This window comes from Escherichia sp. Marseille-Q3837 (genome assembly GCF_916618735.1).
Taxonomy (GTDB): Bacteria; Pseudomonadota; Gammaproteobacteria; order Enterobacterales; family Enterobacteriaceae; genus Escherichia; species Escherichia ruysiae.
On the sequence record NZ_CAKAKC010000001.1, the window covers coordinates 4485804 to 4511034 of the forward strand.

General features: G+C 55.7%; 29 protein-coding genes. 9 read left to right on the top strand and 20 right to left on the bottom strand.

The features are described 5' to 3' along the window. Positions 1-41: 41 nt before the first annotated feature. The 12 genes from LG381_RS21485 to LG381_RS21540 all read right to left on the bottom strand — a co-directional run bounded on the left by LG381_RS21485 (position 42) and on the right by LG381_RS21540 (position 10285). Entirely contained in the window at positions 42-1019 is a 978-nt protein-coding gene (locus tag LG381_RS21485) for a flagellar hook-associated protein (RefSeq protein WP_225762921.1), read from the bottom strand. A 16-nt stretch (positions 1020-1035) separates the two neighbouring features. After that, positions 1036-1965, bottom strand: a complete 930-nt coding sequence (gene flgL, locus LG381_RS21490; RefSeq protein ID WP_225762922.1) for a flagellar hook-associated protein FlgL — start codon at positions 1963-1965, stop codon at positions 1036-1038. Between the two features lie 14 nt (positions 1966-1979). Continuing rightward, complete coding sequence (flgK, locus tag LG381_RS21495) at positions 1980-3356, bottom strand: flagellar hook-associated protein FlgK (RefSeq protein ID WP_225762923.1); 1377 nt, start codon at positions 3354-3356, stop codon at positions 1980-1982. Positions 3357-3629: 273 nt separating this feature from the next. Further along, the gene (locus LG381_RS21500; protein ID WP_085460395.1) at positions 3630-3929 is read right to left on the bottom strand and encodes a rod-binding protein; all 300 of its coding nucleotides are present in this window, start codon (positions 3927-3929) and stop codon (positions 3630-3632) included. After that, on the bottom strand, positions 3929-5029 hold the full coding sequence (locus LG381_RS21505) for a flagellar basal body P-ring protein FlgI (RefSeq protein WP_225762924.1): 1101 nt from the start codon (positions 5027-5029) through the stop codon (positions 3929-3931). Before LG381_RS21505 ends, LG381_RS21500 begins: the two co-directional genes overlap by 1 nt. A gap of 14 nt (positions 5030-5043) precedes the next feature. Further along, complete coding sequence (gene flgH / locus LG381_RS21510) at positions 5044-5709, bottom strand: flagellar basal body L-ring protein FlgH (protein WP_085460393.1); 666 nt, start codon at positions 5707-5709, stop codon at positions 5044-5046. Positions 5710-5913: 204 nt separating this feature from the next. Further along, on the bottom strand, positions 5914-6699 hold the full coding sequence (gene flgG, locus LG381_RS21515) for a flagellar basal-body rod protein FlgG (RefSeq protein WP_000990540.1): 786 nt from the start codon (positions 6697-6699) through the stop codon (positions 5914-5916). A 78-nt stretch (positions 6700-6777) separates the two neighbouring features. Next, positions 6778-7515: a flagellar basal body rod protein FlgF gene (locus LG381_RS21520; protein WP_225762925.1), complete on the bottom strand. Its 738-nt coding sequence runs from the start codon at positions 7513-7515 to the stop codon at positions 6778-6780. Further along, positions 7515-8717 (bottom strand): flagellar hook protein FlgE, encoded by a 1203-nt coding sequence (flgE, locus tag LG381_RS21525; RefSeq protein WP_225762926.1) that lies wholly within the window; start codon positions 8715-8717, stop codon positions 7515-7517. Before flgE ends, LG381_RS21520 begins: the two co-directional genes overlap by 1 nt. 85 nt (positions 8718-8802) lie before the next feature. Beyond that, complete coding sequence (locus LG381_RS21530; RefSeq protein ID WP_225762927.1) at positions 8803-9516, bottom strand: flagellar hook capping FlgD N-terminal domain-containing protein; 714 nt, start codon at positions 9514-9516, stop codon at positions 8803-8805. After that, positions 9516-9947 carry a flagellar basal body rod protein FlgC gene (gene flgC / locus LG381_RS21535; protein ID WP_176242318.1) on the bottom strand — a complete coding sequence of 144 codons (432 nt, stop codon included), beginning with the start codon at positions 9945-9947 and terminating at the stop codon, positions 9516-9518. The genes LG381_RS21530 and flgC overlap by 1 nt, the downstream gene beginning before the upstream one ends. A gap of 2 nt (positions 9948-9949) precedes the next feature. Beyond that, positions 9950-10285, bottom strand: a complete 336-nt coding sequence (locus tag LG381_RS21540; protein WP_000512950.1) for a flagellar basal body protein — start codon at positions 10283-10285, stop codon at positions 9950-9952. A gap of 81 nt (positions 10286-10366) precedes the next feature. On the opposite strand from LG381_RS21540, the gene flgA reads away from it, so the two are divergent. The 5 genes from flgA (at position 10367) to LG381_RS21565 (ending at position 15611) form a co-directional block, all read left to right on the top strand. Beyond that, positions 10367-11104 carry a flagellar basal body P-ring formation chaperone FlgA gene (gene flgA, locus LG381_RS21545; protein WP_105280654.1) on the top strand — a complete coding sequence of 246 codons (738 nt, stop codon included), beginning with the start codon at positions 10367-10369 and terminating at the stop codon, positions 11102-11104. Between the two features lie 80 nt (positions 11105-11184). Further along, the gene (flgM, locus tag LG381_RS21550) at positions 11185-11463 is read left to right on the top strand and encodes a flagellar biosynthesis anti-sigma factor FlgM (protein ID WP_225762928.1); all 279 of its coding nucleotides are present in this window, start codon (positions 11185-11187) and stop codon (positions 11461-11463) included. Between the two features lie 12 nt (positions 11464-11475). Beyond that, positions 11476-11904 carry a flagellar protein FlgN gene (locus LG381_RS21555; RefSeq protein ID WP_225762929.1) on the top strand — a complete coding sequence of 143 codons (429 nt, stop codon included), beginning with the start codon at positions 11476-11478 and terminating at the stop codon, positions 11902-11904. 127 nt (positions 11905-12031) lie between these two features. After that, the gene (locus LG381_RS21560) at positions 12032-12961 is read left to right on the top strand and encodes a lysine-N-methylase (protein ID WP_225762930.1); all 930 of its coding nucleotides are present in this window, start codon (positions 12032-12034) and stop codon (positions 12959-12961) included. Positions 12962-13139: 178 nt separating this feature from the next. Then, positions 13140-15611 carry a glycosyltransferase gene (locus LG381_RS21565; RefSeq protein WP_225762931.1) on the top strand — a complete coding sequence of 824 codons (2472 nt, stop codon included), beginning with the start codon at positions 13140-13142 and terminating at the stop codon, positions 15609-15611. Between the two features lie 137 nt (positions 15612-15748). Here the strand turns inward: LG381_RS21565 and LG381_RS21570 are convergent, their stop codons facing one another. Genes LG381_RS21570 through LG381_RS21605 form a run of 8 tightly spaced genes read right to left on the bottom strand, consistent with a single transcriptional unit; the run spans position 15749 to position 22618 of the window. After that, positions 15749-16153: an adenylyltransferase/cytidyltransferase family protein gene (locus tag LG381_RS21570; protein ID WP_225762932.1), complete on the bottom strand. Its 405-nt coding sequence runs from the start codon at positions 16151-16153 to the stop codon at positions 15749-15751. Positions 16154-16155: 2 nt separating this feature from the next. After that, the gene (gene fliJ, locus LG381_RS21575; RefSeq protein ID WP_225762933.1) at positions 16156-16590 is read right to left on the bottom strand and encodes a flagellar export protein FliJ; all 435 of its coding nucleotides are present in this window, start codon (positions 16588-16590) and stop codon (positions 16156-16158) included. 2 nt (positions 16591-16592) lie between these two features. Beyond that, positions 16593-17930, bottom strand: coding sequence for a flagellar protein export ATPase FliI (gene fliI / locus LG381_RS21580; RefSeq protein ID WP_225762934.1), 1338 nt, complete (start codon positions 17928-17930; stop codon positions 16593-16595). Further along, positions 17923-18633 (bottom strand): flagellar assembly protein FliH, encoded by a 711-nt coding sequence (gene fliH, locus LG381_RS21585; protein WP_201518966.1) that lies wholly within the window; start codon positions 18631-18633, stop codon positions 17923-17925. Before fliH ends, fliI begins: the two co-directional genes overlap by 8 nt. Before the next feature lie 3 nt (positions 18634-18636). Next, entirely contained in the window at positions 18637-19647 is a 1011-nt protein-coding gene (locus LG381_RS21590) for a flagellar motor switch protein FliG (RefSeq protein WP_225762935.1), read from the bottom strand. Next, a complete protein-coding gene (gene fliF / locus LG381_RS21595) occupies positions 19625-21271 on the bottom strand; it encodes a flagellar basal-body MS-ring/collar protein FliF (RefSeq protein WP_225762936.1) in 1647 nt (548 codons plus the stop codon). The genes LG381_RS21590 and fliF overlap by 23 nt, the downstream gene beginning before the upstream one ends. Before the next feature lie 4 nt (positions 21272-21275). Then, positions 21276-21617 (bottom strand): flagellar hook-basal body complex protein FliE, encoded by a 342-nt coding sequence (locus tag LG381_RS21600; protein WP_225762937.1) that lies wholly within the window; start codon positions 21615-21617, stop codon positions 21276-21278. 14 nt (positions 21618-21631) lie between these two features. Next, positions 21632-22618 (bottom strand): sigma-54 dependent transcriptional regulator, encoded by a 987-nt coding sequence (locus LG381_RS21605; RefSeq protein WP_105280645.1) that lies wholly within the window; start codon positions 22616-22618, stop codon positions 21632-21634. Between the two features lie 372 nt (positions 22619-22990). Here LG381_RS21605 and LG381_RS21610 point away from each other — a divergent pair, with 372 nt between their 5' ends. The 4 genes from LG381_RS21610 to LG381_RS21625 are packed head-to-tail and all read left to right on the top strand — an operon-like array spanning position 22991 to position 25230. Then, complete coding sequence (locus LG381_RS21610; RefSeq protein ID WP_225762938.1) at positions 22991-23842, top strand: FliM/FliN family flagellar motor C-terminal domain-containing protein; 852 nt, start codon at positions 22991-22993, stop codon at positions 23840-23842. Next, positions 23835-24206, top strand: coding sequence for a FliM/FliN family flagellar motor switch protein (locus LG381_RS21615; protein ID WP_085460378.1), 372 nt, complete (start codon positions 23835-23837; stop codon positions 24204-24206). The genes LG381_RS21610 and LG381_RS21615 overlap by 8 nt, the downstream gene beginning before the upstream one ends. Then, on the top strand, positions 24203-24955 hold the full coding sequence (gene fliP / locus LG381_RS21620; protein ID WP_225762939.1) for a flagellar type III secretion system pore protein FliP: 753 nt from the start codon (positions 24203-24205) through the stop codon (positions 24953-24955). Before LG381_RS21615 ends, fliP begins: the two co-directional genes overlap by 4 nt. Positions 24956-24957: 2 nt before the next feature. After that, entirely contained in the window at positions 24958-25230 is a 273-nt protein-coding gene (locus LG381_RS21625; RefSeq protein ID WP_000958541.1) for a flagellar biosynthetic protein FliQ, read from the top strand. Position 25231 lies beyond the last annotated feature (1 nt).

Sequence of the window (25231 nt, forward strand, 5' to 3'; positions counted from 1 at the left end):
ATATGCCGGATGCGACGTTTTCTTATCCGGCATTCATATAATTAGCCCAATAAATTCCTCACCGTCTGGCTGGAAATCCGCGCCTGACCGTTCACCGCCTGTAATAACACCTGATAATTATGATTGGCGCTATCCAGCACCCCGCCGAGGTTTTCCGATGCCTGCACCGCATTCTCCGCATCCGGGAAGCGGGACATGCTGTCGATCAACTGCCGCGCCTTCTCCTGCTGCACCGCCATTTGCGCACGTTGCTGACTAATACTTTCTAACGTCTGAGAAATCCCCGCCCCGCCCTGTTGCAAACTTTGTACTAAACGGTCGACCTGCGACGGCTCGGCAAACGTTTTTAGCGGCATAAACGCCGATTTATCGCCATCAGTGCGCACGCTTAAGGTGCGCTCGATGTCAGGCCACTGTTTTTCTGACGTGGAGAAACTGATGCCATCGGCGTGTTGATGCATCTGCACCCCCACGCGGCGCAGCGCGTTGGTCAGCCGTGTCTGATACTGCCCGGCGCTATCATCATCAGATAACATCACCGCTGCAAGCTGGGTCTGACGCCCGTCAGAAACGCTGAACATCCGCGTTCCCGGCGTAGGGTTGTGCACCAGATTCGCCAGATCTGGCGAGTGAAAGGTTACCCGCGCTTCGCCCTGCAACACCGGCTGCAACTGGCGGTTCACCGCGCCGCCGGAAAGCGCGGCGCGTTTGTCCAGCATCTGCATGAGCACCGAGCTCTGCGCCTGCCCGCCTTTGCGCTGGCTATGACGATAATCGAGCAACTGCTGTTCCAGTTGCCCAAGATAATGGTCTGCCTGCTGCAAGGTGGTGAGCTGATCGTTAAGCTGCACGCTGTAACGCTGCGGGCGAGTGGTAATCAGCGGCGAGGCCGGATATTCACTCGCCGTCGCCGGGAGTTTTTGCCGCACCGCCTGAGTGGGCGCAACGGTTGACGACGATACCGCAGAGCTATGCGCCCCACCGGTGGCGAGTGATGAAGATGTAAGTCCGACCTGCATACTGTTCCTGAAAGAGTTAGAGAACGCTGAACAAATTCAACTCACTCACTTTCGAGTAAGTCTTGAGGGTAGCTTCCATTGCCACTTCCAGTCCGGTAAAGGTGATCGACGCCGGGCCGTAATCGAGATCCTGTAATGAACCAATCAACTCATCATTAGAAGTGGATATATCGGTCTGCGCATCGCTCAACATCGACATGGTGTTCTGCGTCTCGCCAAGCGACGCAATGGAGGCGTTGAGGTCGTTCGAGGCGGTGTCCACCACATCAACGGCGTTCTGAATATCGCTCTGCACCTGCGGATCGGCGGGGTCAACGTTGGGGTCTTGCAACTCCTGAGAGAGCGAATTGAGCGTGTTGAGCACGTCTAAATTGCTGCCGAAGAAATCGCTCGCCGCCACGTTGGTATCCACTTCCACGCCGTTCGACACGGTGGTCTGGCGATGGTCGCTGTTGCCCTGATAGCTGTAGCTGTCGGTGACACCATCGCCGTCATCGTCCACCGCAACAATCGGCGGCTGATCGTTGATGGTGCCGCCAAACACGTAATGCCCGTCTTCATCCTGATAGTTAAGCGCCGCCACCATCGATTCGGTCAGCGACTGAATATCCTGGCCCAGGCTGGCGAGCGAATCGGCAGTATTGGTGCCATTCGCCGCTTCCAGCAGGTCGTCGCGCACCGCCAGCAGGCTGTTGTTGACGCCATCGAGAATCGATTCCTGCTGACTAAGCCCCGCCGACGCAGAGTCGATATTGCTCTGATACTGCTCAATCGCCGACTGCTGGCGGTTCAACTGGGTGATACGCGTGGCGGCGATAGGATCATCCGACGGCTGCAAAATCTGCTTGCCGGTTGCCATCTGCTCGACCACATGCGCCAGGTCGCCAGAGAGATTATTAAAACTTTGCGTCATCGAGACGTAGGTTTGTTGGGTGGTTACTCGCATTCTCGCGCTCCCGCTTAGCTGCACATTTCCAGCACCGAATCGAAAATCTCGGCGCCGGCGGAAATGACTTTCAGATTGGCTTCATAAATTTGTTGATAGGTGATCAGGTTCACCGCCTCTTCGTCCATGCTGACGCCGCTGACGCTGCTCTGCTGGTTTTGCGCTGCGGAATAGACATTGGACGCGGCGGTCACTTCGGTCTGGTTTTGCTGACTGTAAATGCCGATATTGCTGATGATTGACGAGCACGCCTGCCCTACCGTCACGCTACCAAGGTTGTCGATCTCCAGCGGTTCGGTGGAGATGTTGATCAGCGCCTGGAGGTTGTCGCTGTTACCGCTTTCGTCCGGTGAACTGGAGAACGCCAGCTCATCGGCAGTGATATCCGGGTTGACGGTCAGCGGGCCATCGGCGTTGCTGGCATCGTAAATAAACAGCGGCTCACCGGGGTTGCCGTTGAGATCGTATCCCTGCGCCAGTTGGTTGTTGACCGCATCGGCAAACTGCGAGGCGATGCTGTTGATGGTGTCGGTCAGCGGCGTCAGCACATCGTTTTGATAATCAAACAGCGCGCCTAATGAACCGCCGGTATCGGTGGTCATCGTCGAGGTAGTTCCGGCAAAGGTCAGCGACATGGTCGGCGTGCCGTCGGCGTTGGTTTCCAGCGCGATGGTCGAACTTTGCTGCCCACTCACCAACGGCTGACCGTTTTTCAGCGTGACGTTGTAGTTGCCCTGGTCGTCGATATTGACCTGCACATCCATCATTCCGCTGAGTTCTTCCACCATCTGATCGCGCGCGTCATACAGCGCGGAGGCGTTATCGCCGTTGGCTTCGGCCTGGGCGATTTGCTGGTTATAGCTGGCGATGCCGCTGGTGAGCGTATTGATTTGCGAGACCATCGCCTGCTGCTGGCTGATGATTTCCGTGCTTTGCGAGTCGATGTAATCCAGCGTGTTGTCGATACGCAGCGACAGCGCCCCGGCTTCGCTGATCACCTGCTCGCGCAGAGCGGAATCGTCAGGGCTGGTGGTCGCTTCGTTAAGGGCGGCGAAGAAGTTATCAAAGCCGCCGCTCAGGCTGCTGTTATCGTCGCTCAGTACCGCTTCCAGTTGTGTGAGATAGCCTTGCTGGGTGCTGTAATAGCCGTAATCGCTGGCGGCATACCACACCTGATTCACCTGATACTGGTTAGAGACGCGGCGAATGCTGTCCACCTGTACGCCGTTACCGGCGCTGTTCGGCGAACCGCCGCTGGCACCGATGGTGCTGATTTCCGCCACCTGGCGGGTGTAGCCTGTGGTCATAGCATTAGCGGTGTTTTGCGCCGTGACGTTCAGCTCCACCTGCGCGGTTGAGGCGCCGCTGTAGCCGATGTTAATCATGTCCATGTTGGATCCTTACCGGTAAATCGTTCCGGTTAAAAGCGGCGTGAAGTTGTCGATTCTTAAGTGGGTAATGGTGCGCGCTGATGCCCTCACCCCGGCCCTCTCCCACAGGGAGAGGGAGAAAACCAGCGCCCTGTTCAATACCGCGCTCGATCGGTCCCCTCGCTACTTTTGGAATAGCGGGAAAACCTGCGCCATATTCACCTCCGCGCTCGATCGGTCCCCTCGCCCCTTCGGGGAGAGGGTTAGGGTGAGGGGCAAAGCGCGTACCTCCCCTCACCTATGCTTCGGCGATAACTGCTTCACAATCATCGCCGCAATCCCGATCCCGTGTTGTTGCGCCAGGGTGTTACACAACTCATCGTCATAAAACCCCTGCATCATGCGCACCGAATCGCTGTTAAACGGGTTATCTTTCGAATCAAACAATTCGTTGGTTTTACGCATCTCTTTCAACATGTTGCGTAAAAAAATCGCCTCGAACTGTTCGGCGGCCTGCCTGATATCATTGGCCTGAACTTTCGGCCCCATTAACGCATCGCTGCCGTCAATCCCGCCGCTACCGTTGATTTTCATCAGATCACCTCCAGGTCGGCATCCAGCGCGCCCGCTTCATGCAGCGCCTGCAAAATCGACATAATGTCGTCCGGCGTTGCGCCTAAACTGTTCAGGGCATTCACCAGCGTTTTCAGGCTGCTCGACTCCGGCAAACTCACCACGCCCGGACGGGCATGATTCACCGCGATATTGCTCTGCGGCGTCACCGCCGTGCGCCCACCGGCAAAGGCATTCGGCTGGCTGACGTTGCTGGTTTCGTTAATCGAGACAGTAAGACTGCCGTGCGACACCGCCGCCGCATGCAACGCGATGCCGTCGCCCATCACCACCGTACCGGTGCGCGAGTTAAACACCACGCGGGCGCGGATTTTCTCCGCCTGCACCTGCACATCATCCAGTTGCGACATAAACGCCACCCGCGCGCCGGGGCTGGTGGGGGCACGCACGGTAACGTTGGTGGAACTCTGCGCGGTGGCGATGCCGCCAAACGAGGCGTTGATCGCCGCCGCAATGTTGTTGGCATCTTTAAACGACGGGCGTTTCAGGTTGAGGGTGATGGTATCGCCCATCTGAAAATCGCTGGGGATCTCACGCTCCACCGTCGCGCCGTTGGGAATTAACCCGGCGGTCGGCGTGTTAACCGTTACGCTTGAGCCGCTGGCCCCGGTGGCATTCATCCCGCCCACCACCACGCTACCCTGCGCCAGCGCGTAAACTTCGCCATCTGCGCCGTGCAATTGGGTCAGCAGCAAAGTGCCGCCGCGAATACTTTTGGCATCACCAATCGACGAGACGGTGACGTCAATGGTTTGCCCGCGTGAGTACATCGGCGGCAGCGTGGCGCTCACCGCCACCGCCGCCACGTTTTTCACCTTCGGGTCGATTTTATTCGGCAGTTGCACGCCAAACTGGCGCAGCATATTGGTGATGGTCTGGTTAGTGAATTTGACCTGGTTTTTATCGCCAGTGCCGTCAAGGCCGACCACCAGGCTATAGCCGACCAGTTGGTTTTCACGCACGCCCTGTACGTTGACCAGCGACTCCAGCGATTGCGCCAGCGCCACGCCGGGCAGCACCAGGCTTACGGCGATCATCACCGTCTTTATCCAGTTTTGCATTGCACTCTCCGGCATTAAATCGGGAACAGAGGATGGTTAAACAGCCGCGTCAGCCAGCCTGCAGCGTTGGCGTCGCTTAACGCGCCGCGTCCGGCATAGGAGATGCGGGCATCGGCGATCCGCTGAGAGGAAACCGAGTTGTCGTTCTGGATATCATCGGCGCGTACCAGGCCGCTCAAGCGGATGTACTCATCACCCTGGTTGAGGGTGAGCCATTTCTCGCCGCGAATTTCCAGGATGCCGTTGGGCTGCACCGCATGGACGGAAACGGTGATCTCCCCGCGCAGGCTATTCTGCTGCTGGGAGGTGGCGCTGCCGTCAAAGTCGCGGTTGGCGTCGATGGAGCCGGAAAGCTTATCTTTGGTGTGACCGAACACCGTTGGCGCGGTGATATCGACGCTGTTGCTCTTGCCGAAATTGGTTTTCGCCTGTTTGCTCGACTGGGTCGATTCTTCGAGGATCACCGTCAGGATATCGCCCACACGGTAAGCTCGTCGGTCGGCGGTGAGCGACCAGTTGTAGCCAGTTTCAAACACACCTCCGGCACGCCCGTCTGCCGGAGGCGGCGCTTCGGTTTTCGGTGGAGCAAAGTATGCGTCGTCTTTTTTGACCAGAATGGCCTGCGATTCACACCCGCTAAGCAGGGGAAGCAGCGCCACCAGCCAGAGATAATTTTTCACGTTCTGCCTGTTTAGTGTTGCAGGCCACGGGGGTGGCCGGTTGTTTGGTGGGTGTGGAGCTGTTTGTTCCCCTCACCCTAACCCTCTCCCCAAAGGGGCGAGGGGACTGACCTGTGCACGTTGTTACATAGTGCACCGCTTTTCTCCCTCTCCCTGTGGGAGAGGGCCGGGGTGAGGGCATCAGACCGCACCGCCCCCACGCCCTTACAGCGTCTGGCTGATGTACTGCAACATATCGTCCGCAGCCGACACCATTTTGGCGTTCATCTCATAAGCGCGTTGCACCGTAATCATCGCCACCATTTCGTTGACGATATCCACATTCGAGCCTTCCAGCGCGTTGTCCTGCAAGGTGCCAAGCCCATCTTCGCCCGGCACACCTTCGGTCGGCTGACCGCTGGCAGCGGTTTCCAGATAGAGGTTGTCACCCTCAGCGGAAAGCCCCGCCGGGTTAGCGAAGTTGACCAGCGTCAGTTGCCCTAACTCGGTCACATCGCTGTCGCCGGGTAAGATCGCCGTCACCGTGCCATCCTCACCAAACGCAACGTTGGTCGCCCCCGCCGGAACGTCGATTTCAGGCTGCAACGGCAAGCCCTGCGAGTTAGTCAGCACGCCGTCGGCGTTCACCTGCAAATTACCGTCGCGGGTATAGGCAATATCGCCATTAGCCTTTTGCACCTGTAAAAACCCCTGCCCCATAATGGCGACATTCATCGCGTTGTCGGTGGTTTCAACGTTGCCTTCGGTGAAAGTTTTCTGGGTGCCGACAATGCGCACGCCGCTGCCAAATTGCAGCCCGGTCGGCATGATGTTGTTCTGGTCAAGCATCGCGCCCGGCGCTTCCTGGGTCTGGTAGAACAGATCCTGAAACATCACCCGGTCGCGCTTGAAGCCGGTGGTGTTAACGTTAGCGATGTTGTTGGCAATCGCGCTCATTTCAGCATCCTGCGCCGAGAGGCCAGTTTTGCTAATCCATAGTGCTGCGTTCATGGTGGTAAATTCCGTGTTGTTTTTTGCCGCCGATTGCCGGATGCGGCGTGAACGCCTTATCCAGCCTACGATGTGCGGTTACGAGCCGCGCAATAAGCGGTTACCCGCGTCGCTGATGTCTTCGGCGGTTTTCATCATCTTGATCTGCGCTTCAAACTGGCGGTTCATAGCGATAGACGACATCATTTCGCTCACCGCCGAGACGTTACTGCCTTCGAGAAAACCGCCGCTGACTTTGATGTTTTCATCGCGCTGAGCCGGAACGCCGTCTGCCGTTATCAGCATCCCTTCGCCGTTTTTCGCCAGGTCAGCAACCGGAATATCCACCAGCTTCAGGCGGTCGATATCCATCGTCGCGGTCACGTCGCCGTCATCGGGCGTCACCGACAACGTGCCGTCGCTGCCAAACGAGGCAATCGCGTTCGGCGGCAGAATGATCGGCCCGTTATCCCCCAACACCAGATTGCCATTGATGGTCAGTTGCCCCTGATCGTCCTGCTGAATGTTGCCGTTGCGGGTATAGACTTCGTTGCCGTTTTTATCCTGCACTGCAATGTAACCCGCGCCCTGAATCGCCACGTCCAGCGGGCGCTCGGTTTTCTCCGCCACGCCAGTGCTGTCGTTCACGCCGCTGGCTCCTTCTTGCGCCATATAGCGCGTGTCGAAGCCACCGCCTTTCACCTTGTCGTTGGTCGCCATCGCCATATCGGCACGAAAACCGTTGGTGTTGACGTTCGCAAGGTTGTTGGCGCTAATTTGCTGCTCGTACAACGTCTGAGAAGCCCCGCTCAGGGCGGTATAAATCAGGCGATCCATTACATTGCCTGGAACAGCGCGTCATCGAGCTGTGTACTGGTGGCGATCACTTTGGTGTTGGCCTGATAGTTACGCTGGGCGGTCATCAGGTTGACCAGTTCGCTGGTGATATCGACGTTAGAGCTTTCAAGCACGCCGGACGTAAGCGTGCCGCAGGTGCCGGAGCCGGGAACGCCAATCAGCGGTGTGCCGGATTCGCCCGTTTGTACCCACGCGGTGCCGCTCACCGCTTCGAGGCCGTTTTCATTCGGGAAGGTCGCCAGCACCACCTGCCCCTGCAACATGCGCTCGCCGTTGCTGTAGGTGGCGTAAACTTTGCCATCATCATCGACCTGCACACCGTTTTGCGTAGCGGAGGCGTAGCCATTGGCGGCGTTGGTGGTAACCGAGAAGTCAGAACCGTATTGCGTACAGGTGGCGTAATCGACGGTTAAATCGATGGGTGCGGCGGCGTCGGTCTGAAACTCAATGGTCTGCGGCGTGGTTGGCGAGGTCAGTTTCCCGGTATTCGGATCGAAGGTTAAGGTGGTCGCCGGAACGCCGGTCTGCTGCTGACCGTCGAAGGTGTACTGCACTTCCCAGGTGTTATCGCTGGTTTTGGTGAAGTACTGGCATACCGAGTGTTCGTTGCCTAATGAATCATATACCGTGGTGGTGTAGCTGTCGGTGTATGAACTGCTGTTGGCCGGGTCGAACGGCACGGATGTGCGATCGATAGCCGCGTCGCTGGCATCGAAGTTGGCGGTAAAGGTCAGGCTGCTGCTGGCCTGCGCCGGAATATTGCCGGTTTTGATCTGAATATCGGTGACCGTACCCGTTTGCAGAGTGCCGCTGTCATCGACCGGATAGCCCTGCAAATAAGCGCCCGAGGCATTGACGATATAGCCGTCTTTGTCGGTTTCAAACGAACCGGCACGGGTATAAGAAATGTTGCCCGCGCTGTCGCAGGTAACAAAAAAACCATCGTTGTTAATCGCCAGATCCAGCGCGTTACCGGTGGAGACCAGCGAGCCGCCACGGGAAATACTTTGCGCGGTGCCTGCCACGCTGACGCCCATCGCCTGGCTTCCGGCATACATGGCTGAAAACTGAGTGGTCATCGACTTATAGCCCACCGTTCCGGCGTTAGCGATGTTGTTACTGATCCCGTCCAGTTGTTCGTTAACGGCATTCAGCCCCGTCGCGGCAATTTCATAACTCATTGTGTCTTCCTGTTAATTCCAGATTTTGGCAGCGTGCCCGTTGTTTTGCCGGATGCGGCGTGAACGCCTTATCCGGCCTACAAAATCACGCTACATCACTGTCGGTATCGGGTACGCCAAACTGGCTAATCATGGTGAACGGCACTTCGCCCACGCCTGCGACGTTGAGCACCGGAGAGCTACCGTCGAGCGGGATGCGCACATCTTCCACTTCGCCGGAGACTTCAATCGGCACCTCTTCTTCCCCGGTGTTGGTCACCACCGAAACGTCGTAATCACCGGGCGGGATGCCGTAATCGGCGGGATCCACCGAGAAATCAACCTGGCCTGGCCCCACGGAAGAACTACCCTCCGGGATCAGCGACACCGTGTAGTCATCACCTGCGGCATCGGTAAAGTGGAGATCGGCGGTGGTACAGGCGTCGTCCAGCGTGGCGCGACCGTTAATGGTCTGATCGCTCACCTGCAAAGCGGTGGTCTGTACCATAATGTCGTCGCCCACCAGGTTGCCGAGCGCCATCACCTGAATGTTGCTCATCAGCACCGCATTGGTGTTGGCCTGCACGCTCATCTCTTCCATCATCGCTACCTGCGCCATCGACGAAAGCTGGTCGATATATTCGGTGGCGTCGGTCGGGTCGGTCGGGTCCTGGTTTTGGATCTCAGCGACAAACAGCGTCAGGAAAGTATCGACGGGCGAGCTATCGCTGCTGCTTGTCGTGTCGCTGACCGCCACGTTATTGCTTTCCGCCGTGGCGGTCGGCTGCGGCGATTGCGCATTCAGCGCCAGGGTATTCATCAGGCTTCTCCCAGTTTCAGCAGGCTTTGCTGCATACTTTTCACGTTGTTGAGCACATCGACGTTGGTTTCAAAATCGCGCGAAGCCGACATCATGTCCGCCATCTGCTCCACCACGTTGACGTCGGGATACCAGACATCCCCGTTAGCATCGGCGAGCGGCGAATGCGGTTCATAGCGTTTCACCGCCCCGCCGGTTTGCAGCACGTCCTGCACCTGCACGCTGGCACCGTCAATGACATGGCGATGTGTTCCCGCCAGCAAGCTGTGGTGATACACCGCCGCAAACACCGGGCTGCGCGCTTTATACGCCTGCGCCTCGCTGCTGGCGGGCGCATTGGCATTCGCCAGGTTACTGGCGACGGTATTCAGACGCAGCGTTTGCGCCGTCATCGCCGAGCCGGAAATCTGATAGATATCAGTAAATGACATGCTTATTTCCCTTCAATGGCCTCTCTGATGCCGCTGATTTGCAGATTCAGAAAGGTCAGACTGCTTTGATAATCCATACTATTTTGTGAAAATCGCGCCTGTTCGCTGTTCAGTTCCACGGTGTTGCCATCTTCCGACGGCTGCATCGGTACGCGGTACTGGACATCCACCGCCGCGTTATTTGCCCGTTGCATCTCCCTGGCAAAATCAATATCTTTAGCCTTGAAATTTGGCGTATCAACGTTCGCCAGATTCGCAGTCAGTAGCTCGGTCCTCTCAAGACGTAACTTCACTGCCTGCGGATGCACTCCCAATGCTTGTTGAAAACTGATCCCCATTCTCTGCGTCACTCCTGCTTCAATCCGCATACGCTAAGCAATCGCTGTGCCAATTTTTAAGTAACTGATGAGAAAGGGTTTATGAGTTTTCAATTTTGCGGGCGGAAGATGTTCTTCCTCCTGGCGCTGGCCTTACCGGGCTACGCCGCCATCCATCCCGTGCAACACAGCGCGCGGGAACAGATCAACGCCCAGGTGCTGAGCGCCGCCAGCCAGCAGATTGAATCACTGGCACAGCAGCGGCAGTGGCATGACTATCGCTACACCTTTAACGTCTACATTCCCTCACAGATTGCGACTGCCGCGCCCTGTGCGACTACACCCGCCGTCACGCTGACTTCGCCAACTGACATAGCCCTCAACCGGATGAACTTCACCGTCAGTTGCCCGCAAAGCTGGCAGATGAACGTGGCGGTGCGCCCGGATGTGCGGGTGCCGGTGGTAATGGCAAAGTCAGTGATTGCCCGCGATACGCCGCTTACGGCAAATGATGTGGAGTTGAAGCCCTACAACGTCAGCGCCCAGCGACGGGATGTGCTGATGGCTCTTGATGACGCGATTGGTTTGAGCAGTAAACACGCGCTGCAACCGGGTAAACCCATCACCAAAGAAGAACTGGTTTCTCCGGTGCTGGTCGGGCGCGATCAACCGGTGATGATTGTTTACCAGAGCGTGGGGATCACCGCGTCGATGCCCGGCGTGGCGCTGAAAAATGGTCGCAAAGGGGAGATGGTGAAAGTACGTAACGCCAGCAGCCAGCGGGTCATCAGCGCGATGGTGGCGGAAAGCGGCGTGGTGACGACAGTGACCGCAGAGTAATTTGCGCAGGCGATTAAAGTTTTGCCCCACATTCACCGCTTTACCGGTGTAACACACCTTCAAACAGAGACGAGGTTGCGATGAAAATCACCCCGACTATGCCTGGCAATCGCCCAATTGCTACCGCTGCTGGCACCCGCCAGACCAGCAAAAGCGCGGCGACCACCACCACCACGCTGAGCGCCGACGACATTACCCAGGCAGGATTGCAGTCTGCCCAGCAAACGCTGAACGACCAGCAAGAGAGCGATATCGACAGCGACAAAGTGGCGCAAATGCAGGCGATGCTGGCCTCTGGCAGTCTGCAAGTGGACACCGAACAATTAGCCAGCGACATGCTGAGTTTTTTCCAGAACTAAGAGGCCGATAAAGTGAGTATTCGGTTGCAACAGGTAAAGGCGCTGCTACAGGGCATTCGCGACGATGACGCGCTGTATGATTCCCTGCGCGAACTGCTTCAGCGACAGCGGATCTGCATGATTCGCCGCGCCAGCGAGGAATTGCTGGCGGTGAATGATGAGATAACGCATCACTACGATCGGTTAAACAGCCATAGCCATCAGCGGCACAGCCTGCTGAAAATGCTGGGTGTAAGCGTCAATCGTGACGGGCTGGCGCAGGTTTTCGCCTGGCTTCCGGCGGTTCAAAAGGCGGCGGCACAGCAGTTGTGGCAACGTCTTGAGCAAAAAGCGGAACGCTGCAAAGCCTACAACGATAAAAACGGCGAACTGTTGATTCGTCAGTATGAATTTATTCAGTCTTTTTTAGGCAGCGAAGCGGATTTTATTTATCAGGAATAATGACCATTCCTTCCCCCATAGCGGAAATGGATTTTCCGCCTGAAAAACAATTCTTTGTTTTATATTAAAAAATTTTCCGGCACGGTAATTGCTATTCCTGTTCAGCATTAAAGACTGGAAGCCTCCTATGAGTTTTATTGAATGTTACGAACCAGAATTTGTGCGCAAATTTATCGCGCAACATCCCGGTTCGCCTTTGTATGTCCGCAAGGTATGGAAAAATGAAATTCGCCTGAGTCTGATGCTTACAGAGCCAGAAAGTTGCGAAGCGGTGCTCAACGATGCCAATGCGTTTAAATTACAGCTCACCTATCGGTCTATGGAAGAGAGTGCCGGTGAGCTTTCCGCACGCGATGTGATATTAAACCAGGTCATTTTGAGCACCCTTACGCTCGCCGATTTAACCCCGGAATTGTCACTGTATGCCGTCGGTATCCTGCTCTCCCGCGCCAGTAAAATGCCGGGCAAGAATGGCGATACTCTGGCCCGTTTGACGACGCTGCCGCAGGCGCTGGCCGACCATGCGCGAAAAGGTACGCTACAGGCACAGTTCGCCCAGTTGCCACCTGTGCCACAGCTGGCACGCCAGCTGGTGACGCTGCTCGGAAGTTTTGCGTTTGACTGGTCGATTCTGCCGGAAAGCCCGCGCAAAGCCTCGCTGCCGTTGCAGGTTTCTTTACTGACATTGCATGACGCCAACAGCGAAGCCCTGTTACATCAGCAGCTTCAGGCGCAGTGGCAAACTACCTGGCAGCAGCATTTCACCACTTCACCCTGGATTTTGCGTAATTACCTGATCTACCGCGTTTACCACGATGCGATCGGGCAGGCAGACGGGGCGGATTATTTCCCGCTGGTGTGCGATTTTTATCTCCTCCTCACGTTAATCAGTTTGTGGACGCTGGATGATTCTCCACTGCGACAAGAGGATATTTTCGCCCTTTTCGCCATGTTTGAACGCTGGCGAGTGAGTGAAAATGCTGCGGCGATTCGCCAGCAAATTCAGTCATTATGTGCCGCAGAGCCACTGCTGTCAGCTTTTTCGCTGCTGACGTGAGTCGCTCTGTGCGCGCTTTGCCCCTCACCCTAACCCTCTCCCCAAAGGGGCGAGGGGACCGATCGAGCACGGTGTTAAAATCGGCGCTGGTTTTCTCCCTCTCCCTGTGGGAGAGGGTCGGGGTGAGGGCATCAGCGCGCACATTCATCACATTCACCCATTAACTTACCCAAACACCATGCCAACACCAACCATCATCAAAACACTCGCCACCCACCGCGAAAAACCGTTCGTCAGCGTCGTTACGCCAACCTGGAACCGCAGCACATTCCTGCCGTACCTGCTTTACATGTACCGCTATCAGGATTACCCGGCAGACCGCCGTGAACTCATCATCCTCGACGACTCCCCGCAAAGCCATCAACACATCATCGACCGCCTGACCAATGGCACGCCGGACGCCTTTAACATCCGCTACATCCATCACCCGGAAAAACTGCCGCTGGGCAAAAAACGTAATATGCTCAACGAACTGGCGCGCGGCGAATACATCCTCTGCATGGACGATGACGACTACTACCCGGCAGATAAAATCTCGTACACCATCGCCATGATGCAAAAACACCGGGCGCTCATCTCCGGTTCTGACCAAATCCCTATCTGGTACAGTCATATCAACCGCATCTTTCAAAGCCGCAGCTTTGGCTCGCATAACATCCTCAACGGCACCTTTTGCTATCACCGTAACTACCTGAAAAAGCACCGCTACGACGATAATTGCAGCCTTGGCGAAGAGAAAAGTTTCACCGACAATTTCAGCGTTAACCCGCTACAACTGCCCGGCGAGCGTACCATTCTGTGTATCTCGCACAGCCATAACACCTTTGATAAAGATTTTATTCTCGCAGCCAGTGCGCCGGTAAATACCGAACTGGGTGAAATCGTCGGCGATCCGCTGCTACGCAATGCTTATCTGAGTCTGCATAACGCCACTCATCACCAGACGATCAACCATCAGGCGATCGATCAGGTCGTATTGATCAATCTGGATAAACGCCCGGATCGCTTACAGCAGATCCGTGAAGAACTGGCACTGCTGCATATTCCGCCCGAGAAGATCACCCGCATTGCCGCCTGCGAAGATGAAAACGGTCAACGAGGCCGCCTTCAATCGCACTTGCAGGCGCTGCGCCTGGCGCAACAGCACGGCTGGCAAAACTATCTGTTGCTGGAAGATGATGCGGTCATTCTCAAGCAGGAGAAACATATTCAGGTGCTGAACACCCTGCTTGCCAGCCTGACGAAAATCCCCTGGCAGGTGATGATTCTGGGTGGCGAAATTTCGCAAGGAACGATGCTAAAAAGCTTGCCGGGGTTGGTGCACGCGCGGGACTGCCACAAAGTGTGTGCTTATCTGGTGAACAGTCGCTACTATCCGCAACTGGCGCAGCAGATGAGCAACGATGAGCACTCGCTGGAAGCCTGCTGGCAGCCGCTGCTGCGCGCCGACAAATGGCTGGCCTGTTATCCGAGCCTTTGTTACCAGCGACCAGGCTTTAGTGATATCGAGAAAAAAGTAACTGACAACATTAGTCACTACTTCAATAAGTTACCTGTAGCGACAAAGCCATCTGCGTTACCCATCGCCGACACTATCGGCTTTTTTATGGAAACCTCCTTCCACTACGCGCTGTACCGCCCAATCATCACCGCCCTACAGTCGCAGGGTCAAAACTGCACGCTGGTGATCAACGACCGCGTGTTTAAACCGTTTCTTGATGAAATGCTGGAAACGCTGAAAAGCATCGACGATCCGCAGCTTAAAGGTATGCGTCTGTCAGAAATGCAGGCACACGGTCAGCGAGTGAAATGCCTGGTCAGCCCCTACCACACACTCGCGCTCAATGGCCTGGCAGCGGTGAATGTCCGCGCCATGTACGGCTTAGCCAAAGAAACGTGGAACCACGCCGACTGGAACCGTTTTTATCAGCGCATTTTGTGTTACAGCCACTACAGCCAGCAGGCGCTGGCGCATTTTGGCAGCGCGAAAGTGGTTGGTAATCCGCGCTTTGACGCCTGGCATAACGGCACGTTCAACCGTGCGTTGCCAGAAAATATCAAACTGGACGAGCGTAAACCTTCCGTACTCTACGCCCCAACGTTTGGTGCATTAAGCTCCCTGCCCCATTGGGCTGAAAAATTGGGACGCTTAAGCGGTGATGTGAACCTGATTTGCAAACTGCACCACGGCACCCGCTCGCGCCCGGAAGAAGCGGCATCGCTGGCCCTGGCGCGCAGGCATTTAAAACCGCGCACCGACTCTGCTCAGCACACGCTGGCACTGCTGGATAAAGCGGATTATGTGCTGACCGATAACAGCGGTTTTATTTTCGATGCTATCCATGTTGATAAGCGGGTGATCCTGCTCGACTTTCCGGGCATGACGGAACTGCTCGATGGCGAGAAAAGCTACTCCTCGCCCGAAAGCGCCGACCAGCAAATCCGCGCGATATTACCCGTCGCCCACGATATGGCGGAACTGCGTTATCTGCTGTCAGAGGCGTTTGACTGGAAGGCGTTGCAGGCGAAGCTGGCGGAAATTCGCCATCACTATTGCGATGCGTTTATGGATGGCAAAGCGGGAGAACGGGCGGCGATGGTGATTATGGAGGCGCTGGCGGGCAAGGAACCGTCAGGGATATGTCGATAAAATTCGATTTTTTAAACATGTCGTTGGAATACGTTTATGCCATCGACATGTTTTGGCGATATGTCGAAAAAACGCGATCTTTTAAACATATTTAACATAGCTAAACGGCATCATCTTCTCTCACTTCGAGAATTAAATCAGTAGGTGGCTGATTTACCCCTAATCACCTCAATGATCCCCGTCGTCGACACCGACGGCGTGCGGGGAAAATACACCACCTCACAAATATACGCGAAGCTGTCAAACTTCCCCGCCCAGTCATCGCCCATCACTAAAATATCCGCACTGTAGCGGCGCAAATATTCCGCTTTCTGCTCCAGCGATTCCTCCAGAAATACGCCATCCACACACGCCAGCCCGGCGATAATCGCCATGCGTTCATCCTGATGGTAAACCGGCGCTCTGCCCTTTTTGGCGATGTTTAAGGCGTCTGACGACACGCCGACCAGCAGCCGCTCGCCCAATGCGCGGGCGCGTTGTAAAAGGCGCAGATGACCGACATGAAACACATCGAAGGTGCCGAAGGTGATGACCGTTTTCATGGCTACTCCGCTAATTTGTGCCGCAGCCAGCACTGCACGGCGATATCATCCACCGCTTTTTGCGCTTTCGCTGCCGCGCTTTCTTGCTGCTCGTGGCGTTTGTCGTCCAGCGTCAGAGCTACAACTTTCTCTTCGCACGCCGCCGCCGTCAGGTTTTTCTGCATTCGCGTAGCTTTGATGTTGGCCAGCGTTTTTTCCTGCTCCTGCCAGGCGATCACCTTGCGCAGGGTGCCTTTGTAGCCGCTGACGTTTTTCAGCGATTCCACCGATGCCGCCGCGCCCGCAGAGGTTTTCTCCACCAGGTAACCTAATGCTTTAATATTGTTGTCATAGCCCGCGCAGATCTGTTTTTGCTTTGCCAGCTCGACGGTTTTGTCCTTGACCGATTTATCCCGCAGGCGCTGCAACTGCGCCAGCGTGTCGATGATTTGTCGCATGATTACTGTTCTGCCTTTTTAGTGGCGGGAAAGAGGATTTGCAGGCGGCTTTGCACCAGTTCGAGGGAGGCAGGTTCACGAATCTCCTGACGTAGAAATCGCTCGATGGTCGGGTACATTTTTACCGCTTTATCGACGCTGGCATCCGCACCTGGCACGTAGCCGCCGAGCGGGATCAGCGGTTTGATCTCCATATAGGCAGCGTAGTGTTGTTTCATCGCGCGGGCAGATTGCTGATGTTCCGGGCGGGTGACCTGGTTCATGCAGCGGCTGATCGACTGGCCGATATCAATGGCCGGATAGTGCCCCGCTTCCGCCAGTTTGCGGGTTAATACGATATGCCCGTCCAGCACCGCGCGGGCGCAATCGACGATCGGATCTTGCTGGTCGTCGCCTTCCGCCAGCACGGTGTAGATGGCGGTCATCGAGCCGGTGCTTTCGCTGTTGCCTGCGCTTTCTACCAGTTTGGGGATCATGCCGAATGCCGATGGTGGATAGCCTTTGGTGGCGGGTGGTTCGCCAAGCGAGAGGGCGATTTCACGCTGCGCCATCGCATAGCGGGTCAGGGAATCCACCAACAGTAAAACGTGATGTCCACGGTCGCGAAACCAGGCAGCAATAGAGTGGCACAGTTCAGTGGCTTTCAGGCGCATCAGTGGGGATTCATCGGCGGGCGCGACAACAACGATAGACTTTGCCAGCCCGTCCGCGCCCAGCGAGTGGTCGATAAACTCTTTCACTTCGCGCCCGCGTTCGCCAATCAGCCCGACCACCACAATGTCGGCTTTGGTCTGGCGGGTGATCATCCCCAGCAGTACGCTTTTCCCCACGCCACTTCCCGCCATCAGCCCGACGCGCTGGCCTTTGCCGATGGTCAGCAGGCCGTTGATCGCCTTCACGCCCACGTCTAACGGTTCGCCCACCGAACGGCGGGTTAACGGATTGACCGATGGCGGCAGCGGCGGCAGAAGGTCGTTGCCGTTCAGGCGCCCTTTGCCATCCAGCGGTTCACCGAGGCCGTTAACCACGCGGCCTAACCAGCTTTCGCCTATCAGGATGTCGTGGGCTTTTTCTTCCGGGAAGACGCGCGCGCCAGCCATCAGACCGACCGGCTGTTTAAACGGCATTAAGTAGGTGACGTCGCGATTAAAGCCCACGGCCTGCGCGTCAATCAGCGTGTGGTTGGCGCTTTCAATTCGGCACAGTTGCCCGGTCATTAACGGGCAGCCGACGCTCTCCAGCAGGATGCCGTTAAGGCGCACCAGCCGCCCGGCGACGCGGGCTAATGGAATCGACTCCAGCGAGCGCAGCGCATTATCGAAAGCAGAAAAATCACTCACCCTGCGACTCCGGCGTCAGCGTTTCTTTCAGCGCGGTCATGCATTGTTCAAGGCGGTGCTCGCAGCCGATATCCAGTTCTGATTTATCGGTGATCACCCGGCATTCGCCCGGCGCTAAGTCGAGTGACGGCATCAGCCCCCATTCGTTGACTTTTTCCGGCACCGCGTCACGGATGCGGTTAAATTCTTCCGCACTCATCATCACTTGCAGGGTTTCCGGCATGGAAGGGAACGCAGCCAGCGCCTCTTCCACCAGCGCCAGCAATTGCGTCGGTTGCAGCGCCAGTTCACAGCGGATCACCTGGCGGGTGACTTTTTCCACCAGTTGCAGCAAATCTTCCCGCTGTTTACGTTCGATATGGGCGAGGAAGTCGTTTACTTTACCGGTAATGGCTTCCAGCGGCTGCGCCGCCTCGACATACTGTTTGCGCCCTTCCTGCTGCCCGGCGAGGCTGCCTTCGGTGTAGCCCTGACGTCGCCCATCTTCAAACCCTTTTTGATGACCTTCAAGAAATCCCTGGTCGATCCCTTCGGTCATCCCCTGCTCAAAGCCTTTTTGCAGCCCTTCCTGAAAACCGTCTTTTAACTGGCGCTGGTAGTCGGCGGCGCTGATCCCTGCGGTCAGTGGTTCACTCGCCATAGCTCGCTGGCGCGGCGGAAAACGGTGCAGACGATAACGCCCGCGCAGTGTTTCAATGGTCATGGGTTACTCCGCCGTCTGTTCCGCAAAAAGCTGTAGCTGAATTTCGCCCGCCTCTTCCAGCTCACGGGCAATGCCCATGATTTCGCGGCGGATCTGTTCGATACGGCTGACCGGCACCGGCCCCAGACGCGCGGTGATCGCTTCCAGTTGCTGAGCCTGACGTTTTGGCATTACCGCGTAAATGGAACGGCGCAGCAGAGCTTCAGTACCTTTCAGCGCCACCGCCCAGTCTTCCATCGGCACTTCGTCGAGCAGGCGCCTACGCACCTCTTCGTTCTGGCGGCTGAGGATAAAGAAGTCGTACATCTCATCCTGAAGCTGTTCCAGCACGTCTTTGTCGCGCTCGCGCATCTGGTCGAGGATCACCTGCTGGTTACCCTGAAAGCGGTTGACGATATCCGCCGCCTGTTTGATGCCTTTCACCTTCGAGCCGTGCTCCGAAAGCACCGACAGGCCGCGTTCGATCAGCCTGTCCAGTTCATCCACCACGTCGCGGTTGACGTCGTTGAGTTTCGCCACCCGATAGAGAATTTCGTTTTGTACCGATTCGTTGAGATATGAAAGCACCGCCGCCGAGATTTCCGGTGTCAGAAACGCGAGGAACACCGCCTGCAATTGCAGATGCTCTTCGGAGATCAGCATCGCCAGTTGGCGCGGTTCCACCCATTGCAGGCGCGCCATCCGCGAGCGGATCTCATCGCCATAAATGCCGTTGATCACGCTGCTGGCAATTTCCGTTCCGAGAGCTTTATTAAGAATGCCCTGCAACATAGAGCGCGATGCGCCGTTAATCCCGCTCTGTTCGCGGAACTCATCAAAAAAGTTGTTGATCACTTTGCGCGCCATGCTGGTTTTGACGCCGGAAAGCCGCGCCATATTTTCGCTCAGGCGCACCACTTCTTCGCGGCTGAGTTTTTGCATCACCGTCGCCGCCGCTTCTTCGCCCAGACACAGCAGCAGGATCGCCGCCTGTTCCAGGTAGCTGTTGCTCTTATTTATTGTCAATTCGCTCATTGCTGGTGATCCATTGTCTGAGAACTTCGGCTACGCGATCGGTGTCGCTCATGGCCAGTTTTTGCAGGAACTCGAGTTTTACTTCGAGGCCGGAACTCTGGGACGGCAGACTGTCATCGCCGGGCAGCGACGGCAGATCGACGTTTTTACGCTCCTCTTCCGGCATGGCGATCCATGGTTCGCTGACGGCTTCCGGTTCTGGTGTGATAACCGGCGCACGTACTGCCGTCAGGCGTTTCATCAGCGGACGCACCACGAAGAGCAGTAGCAACAGTGCCAGTAGGCCGCAGCCAATCAGCCGCACCCAGGCCAGCACGCTGTCATCTTTCCACAGCGGGATGACTGGCTCGACCGGCACTGCCTGCGGCACAAAGTTGAGCAGCGATAACGAGAGATTGTCACCACGCTGGGCATCAATACCGGCGGCATTGTTCAGCAGCGCAGTAAGCTGTGTGGTCTGCTCCGGCTTCCAGTTTTTCAGCGCCGGGGCGTTTTGATTGAGCACCACCGCCACGTTGAGGCGTTTCACCGCAAAGCCGGGATGCTGAATATGCTGGACGCTGCGGTCGTATGAATAGTCACGCTTGCTTTCGCTGTGTTTGGATAACGCTTCCGGCGAGCGATTTTCTTCCGCACCGTTGGTCATCTGATTCGCCGCAATCGGCGGACGGTTGCTGAGCGAACCGGGCACGCCCATCGCCACCTGATTGGTGTCGCTGTCCAGCACGCTCTCTTCACGGTTGATTTTCGGCGCGTCGCCGTAGTGTTCCTGGGTTTCGTCGATAGTGCTGAGATCGAGATCCGGCATCACGCTGACACGGTAATTTCCCGTACCGACCAGCGAATCCAGCACGTTCGCCACGCTGGCGCGGGTTTTGTCCTGAATATCTTTCAGGATCTGATCGCGTTTACGGGTAGCGGCAGAAACCGCCTCGCCCGCGCCAATGCCGTCGGTCAGCAGATTTCCCGCCTGATCGACGACGCTGACTTTATTAGCCTGTAGCCCCGAAATACTGCCGGAAACCAGATGCACAATGGCGTTCACCTGGTCCATATTCAGCTTCGCGCCGTAGTGCAGGCGTACCACCACCGAGGCGCTATTTTGCGGCTCATCACTGACCACAAACGAGCTTTCTTCGTTGAGCGCCAGATGCACCCGCGCGCTCTCCACCGCATCCAGCGACATGATGCTCTGCGCCAGCTCCCCTTCGAGGCTGCGTTTGTAGCGCACGTTCTGCACGAACTGGCTACTGCCGAGCACTTCGTCTTTGTCCATCAGCTCGTAGCCGCTAGGCAAAAGCGCCTGCACGCCTTTGGCGGCAAGGGTCATGCGCGTTTTCGACAATTCATCTTCCGGCACCAGAATTTGCCCGCTTTGCGGGTCGATGCGGTAGGTAAGTTTTTCGCCGTCCAGCACGGTGACAATCTGCGACACAGGCAGATTTTCCTGGCGTCCGTAGAGCGAGACGTAGCCGCGATTACCAGTCCACAGCACGCTGACGATAATCGCCGTCGCCGCAACGGCAAGCCCCACGCCCGCCATCAGCGCCCAGCGTTTGTTATCGGCGAGACGCAGTCGAAACGCCGGAAACGCCTGGGTTAACTTCTTTATTTGTGCATTCATAGGGTTAGATCGACATACTCATCAGGTCGTTAAACCCGGTGGCGATTTTATTGCGCACCTGCACCAGCGCGGAAAAAGAGAGCGATGCCTGCTGGCTGGCGATCATCGCACCTGCCAGGTCATCACTTTTGCCCGTGTCGATAGCCGTTTGCTGCTGCTCCGCCACCTGCTGGAACTGGTCAACGTGACTGAACGCGCCGGACATTATGCGGTTAAACGAAACGTCCGGGTCGGTGGAACTGAAGGTCATGGCGAGCAGCACCGGTGCCTGGGCGTTGGCCTGCATCCGCTGCACGTCCTGCATGATTTGCGCCTGCATGGTGCTGTTGATTGTGGTAATGCTCATTTTTAACTTCCGGGTCAGGAGAAAACTTCGATACCTTGCTTGCGCATGGAGGCCAGTCGATAGCGCAGTGCGCGCGGGGTAATGCCTAACAGGTCGGCAATTTTGCTGCGGTTGCCCTGATATTTACGCATCAGGTCGGCGATATATTGATATTGCGCGCTACGCCCGTGCTGACCTAAATCGCGGGTTTCGGCAATGTGTGCGGTGGGCTGAACAGGCCATTGCAATTCTGTCTTTTCGGTTACATCTGTTTCTGGCAGACCTAATGCGTCCGGGAAAATCACGCCGTCGCGATTTAAAATCATTCCCCGCTGAATGGCGTTTTCCAGTTGACGAACGTTGCCGGGCCAGCGGTAATTCAGCAGCGCCCGGCGGGTAGATTCTGAAAGGGTGATGTTTTTCACCAGCACCGTTGAGTATTTTTTAATAAATGACTCTGCCAGCGGAATAATATCGTTCAGGCGTTCACGCAGCGGCGGCATGGTAATGGGAATAACCGCCAGACGATAATAGAGATCTTCACGAAAACGCCCGGCAGCCACTTCCTGCTCAAGATTTTTATTGGTACAAGCAATCAGGCGAAAATTGAGTTTAATTTGTCGGTTGCTGCCTAATCGCTCGACCTGTTGTTCCTGCAACACGCGTAATATTTTGGCCTGTAATGCCAGCGGCATTTCACCAATTTCATCGAGTAATAAGGTGCCATTATTCGCCAGTTCCATTTTCCCCGGCACGCTGGCAATGGCACCGGTAAATGCGCCTTTATCGTAGCCAAATAAGGTGGATTCCAGCATGTTTTCCGGGATCGCCGCGCAGTTCACGCCGATATAGGGCGCGTTTTCATTTTCACCAAAGGCTACGGTGTGAATATATTTTGCCACGCACTCTTTGCCCGCGCCGGTTTCGCCCTGAATCAGGACCGGCACGTTAAAGGCGGCGACACGCTTTGCCAGAGTAAAAGCGTTAATGCTGGAAGCGGCAGTTGCAATAAGTTCAGACATAGGGTGAACGATATCAGTAGCGACAATAATCAGGATGTTCTGAAGCGTATCACCGGCAGGATTAATAAGTTTGAATTAAACGATAATAAAAATATTATTTTAGTTTAAACAATGAGTTAGATATTAATACTGCTAATTGCGACATCTGTGACGCCCCCTCACCCTAACCCTCTCCCCGGATGGGGCGAGGGGACAGACCGCAGACTGATTGGCGAAAATCACTCCCATTAAGCAATTAATCGATTAATTATTTTTTCACCCGATTAATAATTTGCCCCTTTATCGCTCCCTCTATTTAATACCTCACCTTGTGTCACTGCCGGACTTGCGGACACAGAAACACCCATACCATTACAGCAGAGAAAGTAAGCCATGCTGAAGTACAGTAAAACGCCAGGCATCTTTAAATTAGAAGGTAATCGGCTCGGACGCCCCTACCATCGCCTGCCGACCCTGTTTACGGGGAATTTTGATGTGATTGATTCACATCTGGGCAGCTATTTTCTCAAAAAGCATCGCAGCAATATCACCTTAAAAAAGATTGGCTGCGAAATGGATATTATTAATAAAAACGCTGAACTGATGGTTTCCCAGGTCGGGCATCTGGCGTTTGATATTGATCGCTCCTTGCTATTAATGCTGCTGGGCAATTTTTATGGTCTGGAATCATCTCTCGAAGAGGCGAAAGCGCACAACGGGCTGCCAACCAAAACCGAAACGCGTTTAAAGAACCGTCTGGCGCTGGATATCTGCACCCTGATTTTTAATCTGCAAACCTCCGGTATTGCGCTGAAATTAAAGCTGGACAGCAGCACGGTTATTACCCACTGGGCATATCAATTAACCTTTACCCTTGCGGGCGACGAAGAGAGCAGCTTTCGTATTTTGCTCGACGACGCCCACACCGATTTTATTTTAAATCTAATTCGCCATAGCGAACACAGTAAACCGCAGCAGGCGGCGAAACCGGTCAATAAACCGGCCCTGATTAAAGAAATCATCCGATCCCTGCCGCTAACCCTGAACGTCAAAATTGCCGAGCTATCGATGAATGTCGCCGATCTGGCGCAGATAAAAGCCGGGGATATTTTACCCATATCACTGGGGGAAACGTTCCCGGTGGCGATTGGGCAATCTGAATTATTTAGCGCCCTGATTGTGGAAGACAAAGACAAACTGTTTTTGTCGGAGCTGGCGGGCAAAAATGAGAATAGCCATGAGTAAGCAAGAAGATATTTTAGCCGGGGATTTTGGCCTCACTGATGAAGTTGTGCCTGTCGCGAAATCCCCCGACGCCGAAACGCTGGTCACCCGCCTGGAAGACCGCTTTTCCGACTCGATGACGCTGCTGAAACGCATTCCGGTGACCTTAACGCTGGAGGTGTCGTCGGTGGAAATTATGTTAGCCGACCTGCTTAACATCGACGACGACACGGTGATTGAACTGGATAAACTCGCCGGGGAGCCGCTGGATATTAAAGTGAACAATATCCTGCTGGGCAAAGCGGAAGTGGTGGTGGTCAACGAAAAGTACGGCCTGCGCGTGCTGGAGTTTAACACCCGCGACATCAACGATCTGGCGCCATGAAACGCCGCACTCAACTGACGCTGGGTCTGGCGTTACTGACGCTCGCGCCGCTGGCACTGGCTCAGGGCGGAGATATTGCGCTGCTTAACGTGGTGACCCACGGCAACACTCAGGAATACAGCGTCAAAATTCAGGTGTTGATTCTGATGACTCTCGTCGGTTTGTTGCCGACGATGGTGCTGATGATGACCTGCTTTACGCGCTTTATTATCGTGCTGTCGCTGCTGCGCCAGGCGCTGGGGCTGCAACAAACGCCGCCGAACCGCATTCTGATTGGCATTGCGCTCTCCCTCACCATGCTGGTGATGCGCCCCATCTGGCTCAATATTTACGACCACGCTGTGGTGCCGTTCGAAAACGATCAAATTACCCTGACCGATGCGTTAAGCACCGCCGCGACGCCGCTGAAACGCTTTATGCTGGCGCAGACTGACAAAAAAGCGATGGCGCAAATCATGACCATCGGCGGCGCGAAGGGCAATGCTGCCGATCAGGATCTCTCGATCGTGGTGCCCGCCTATGTGTTGAGCGAGCTGAAAACCGCTTTCCAGATTGGCTTTATGATTTACATCCCGTTTCTGGTTATCGACCTGATTGTCGCCAGCGTACTGATGGCGATGGGGATGATGATGCTGTCGCCGCTGATTGTTTCGCTGCCCTTTAAGCTGATGCTGTTTGTACTGATCGACGGCTGGTCGCTGACCATCGGCACGCTCACCACCAGCATTCGCGGGCTGGGGCTGGGCTGATTATGTTGACCGTAGACGTAGCCGCCGACATTGTCGCCAGCGGCATAAAAGTGGTGATTTTGCTGGTTTCCGTACTGGTGGTGCCGAGCCTGCTGGTCGGCCTGCTGGTGAGCGTGTTCCAGGCAGTAACGCAGATTAACGAACAGACTCTGAGCTTTTTGCCGAGACTGATTGTCACGCTGGTGGTGCTTGGCGTGTGCGGCAAATGGATGATTATCCAGTTGCATGACCTGTGCATTCACCTCTTTAGCCAGGCTGCGTTGCTGGTGCATTAAG

What these genes read in the sequence shown, in the direction of transcription:
- flgL (WP_225762922.1), bottom strand. Translation starts at nt 1,965, where the DNA reads ATGCGAGTAACCACCCAACAAACCTACGTCTCGATGACGCAAAGTTTT.
- flgC (WP_176242318.1), bottom strand. Translation starts at nt 9,947, where the DNA reads ATGTCATTTACTGATATCTATCAGATTTCCGGCTCGGCGATGACGGCG.
- LG381_RS21485 (WP_225762921.1), bottom strand. Translation starts at nt 1,019, where the DNA reads ATGCAGGTCGGACTTACATCTTCATCACTCGCCACCGGTGGGGCGCAT.
- LG381_RS21615 (WP_085460378.1), top strand. Translation starts at nt 23,835, where the DNA reads ATGAGTAAGCAAGAAGATATTTTAGCCGGGGATTTTGGCCTCACTGAT.
- LG381_RS21505 (WP_225762924.1), bottom strand. Translation starts at nt 5,029, where the DNA reads ATGCAAAACTGGATAAAGACGGTGATGATCGCCGTAAGCCTGGTGCTG.
- flgG (WP_000990540.1), bottom strand. Translation starts at nt 6,699, where the DNA reads ATGAACGCAGCACTATGGATTAGCAAAACTGGCCTCTCGGCGCAGGAT.
- fliH (WP_201518966.1), bottom strand. Translation starts at nt 18,633, where the DNA reads ATGACCATTGAAACACTGCGCGGGCGTTATCGTCTGCACCGTTTTCCG.
- LG381_RS21625 (WP_000958541.1), top strand. Translation starts at nt 24,958, where the DNA reads ATGTTGACCGTAGACGTAGCCGCCGACATTGTCGCCAGCGGCATAAAA.
- LG381_RS21530 (WP_225762927.1), bottom strand. Translation starts at nt 9,516, where the DNA reads ATGAATACCCTGGCGCTGAATGCGCAATCGCCGCAGCCGACCGCCACG.
- LG381_RS21600 (WP_225762937.1), bottom strand. Translation starts at nt 21,617, where the DNA reads ATGAGCATTACCACAATCAACAGCACCATGCAGGCGCAAATCATGCAG.
- LG381_RS21570 (WP_225762932.1), bottom strand. Translation starts at nt 16,153, where the DNA reads ATGAAAACGGTCATCACCTTCGGCACCTTCGATGTGTTTCATGTCGGT.
- fliF (WP_225762936.1), bottom strand. Translation starts at nt 21,271, where the DNA reads ATGAATGCACAAATAAAGAAGTTAACCCAGGCGTTTCCGGCGTTTCGA.
- LG381_RS21590 (WP_225762935.1), bottom strand. Translation starts at nt 19,647, where the DNA reads ATGAGCGAATTGACAATAAATAAGAGCAACAGCTACCTGGAACAGGCG.
- fliJ (WP_225762933.1), bottom strand. Translation starts at nt 16,590, where the DNA reads ATGCGACAAATCATCGACACGCTGGCGCAGTTGCAGCGCCTGCGGGAT.
- flgM (WP_225762928.1), top strand. Translation starts at nt 11,185, where the DNA reads ATGAAAATCACCCCGACTATGCCTGGCAATCGCCCAATTGCTACCGCT.
- LG381_RS21520 (WP_225762925.1), bottom strand. Translation starts at nt 7,515, where the DNA reads ATGGATCGCCTGATTTATACCGCCCTGAGCGGGGCTTCTCAGACGTTG.
- LG381_RS21540 (WP_000512950.1), bottom strand. Translation starts at nt 10,285, where the DNA reads ATGGGGATCAGTTTTCAACAAGCATTGGGAGTGCATCCGCAGGCAGTG.
- LG381_RS21560 (WP_225762930.1), top strand. Translation starts at nt 12,032, where the DNA reads ATGAGTTTTATTGAATGTTACGAACCAGAATTTGTGCGCAAATTTATC.
- LG381_RS21610 (WP_225762938.1), top strand. Translation starts at nt 22,991, where the DNA reads ATGCTGAAGTACAGTAAAACGCCAGGCATCTTTAAATTAGAAGGTAAT.
- flgK (WP_225762923.1), bottom strand. Translation starts at nt 3,356, where the DNA reads ATGGACATGATTAACATCGGCTACAGCGGCGCCTCAACCGCGCAGGTG.
- LG381_RS21565 (WP_225762931.1), top strand. Translation starts at nt 13,140, where the DNA reads ATGCCAACACCAACCATCATCAAAACACTCGCCACCCACCGCGAAAAA.
- flgE (WP_225762926.1), bottom strand. Translation starts at nt 8,717, where the DNA reads ATGAGTTATGAAATTGCCGCGACGGGGCTGAATGCCGTTAACGAACAA.
- flgA (WP_105280654.1), top strand. Translation starts at nt 10,367, where the DNA reads ATGAGTTTTCAATTTTGCGGGCGGAAGATGTTCTTCCTCCTGGCGCTG.
- fliP (WP_225762939.1), top strand. Translation starts at nt 24,203, where the DNA reads ATGAAACGCCGCACTCAACTGACGCTGGGTCTGGCGTTACTGACGCTC.
- LG381_RS21605 (WP_105280645.1), bottom strand. Translation starts at nt 22,618, where the DNA reads ATGTCTGAACTTATTGCAACTGCCGCTTCCAGCATTAACGCTTTTACT.
- LG381_RS21500 (WP_085460395.1), bottom strand. Translation starts at nt 3,929, where the DNA reads ATGAAAATCAACGGTAGCGGCGGGATTGACGGCAGCGATGCGTTAATG.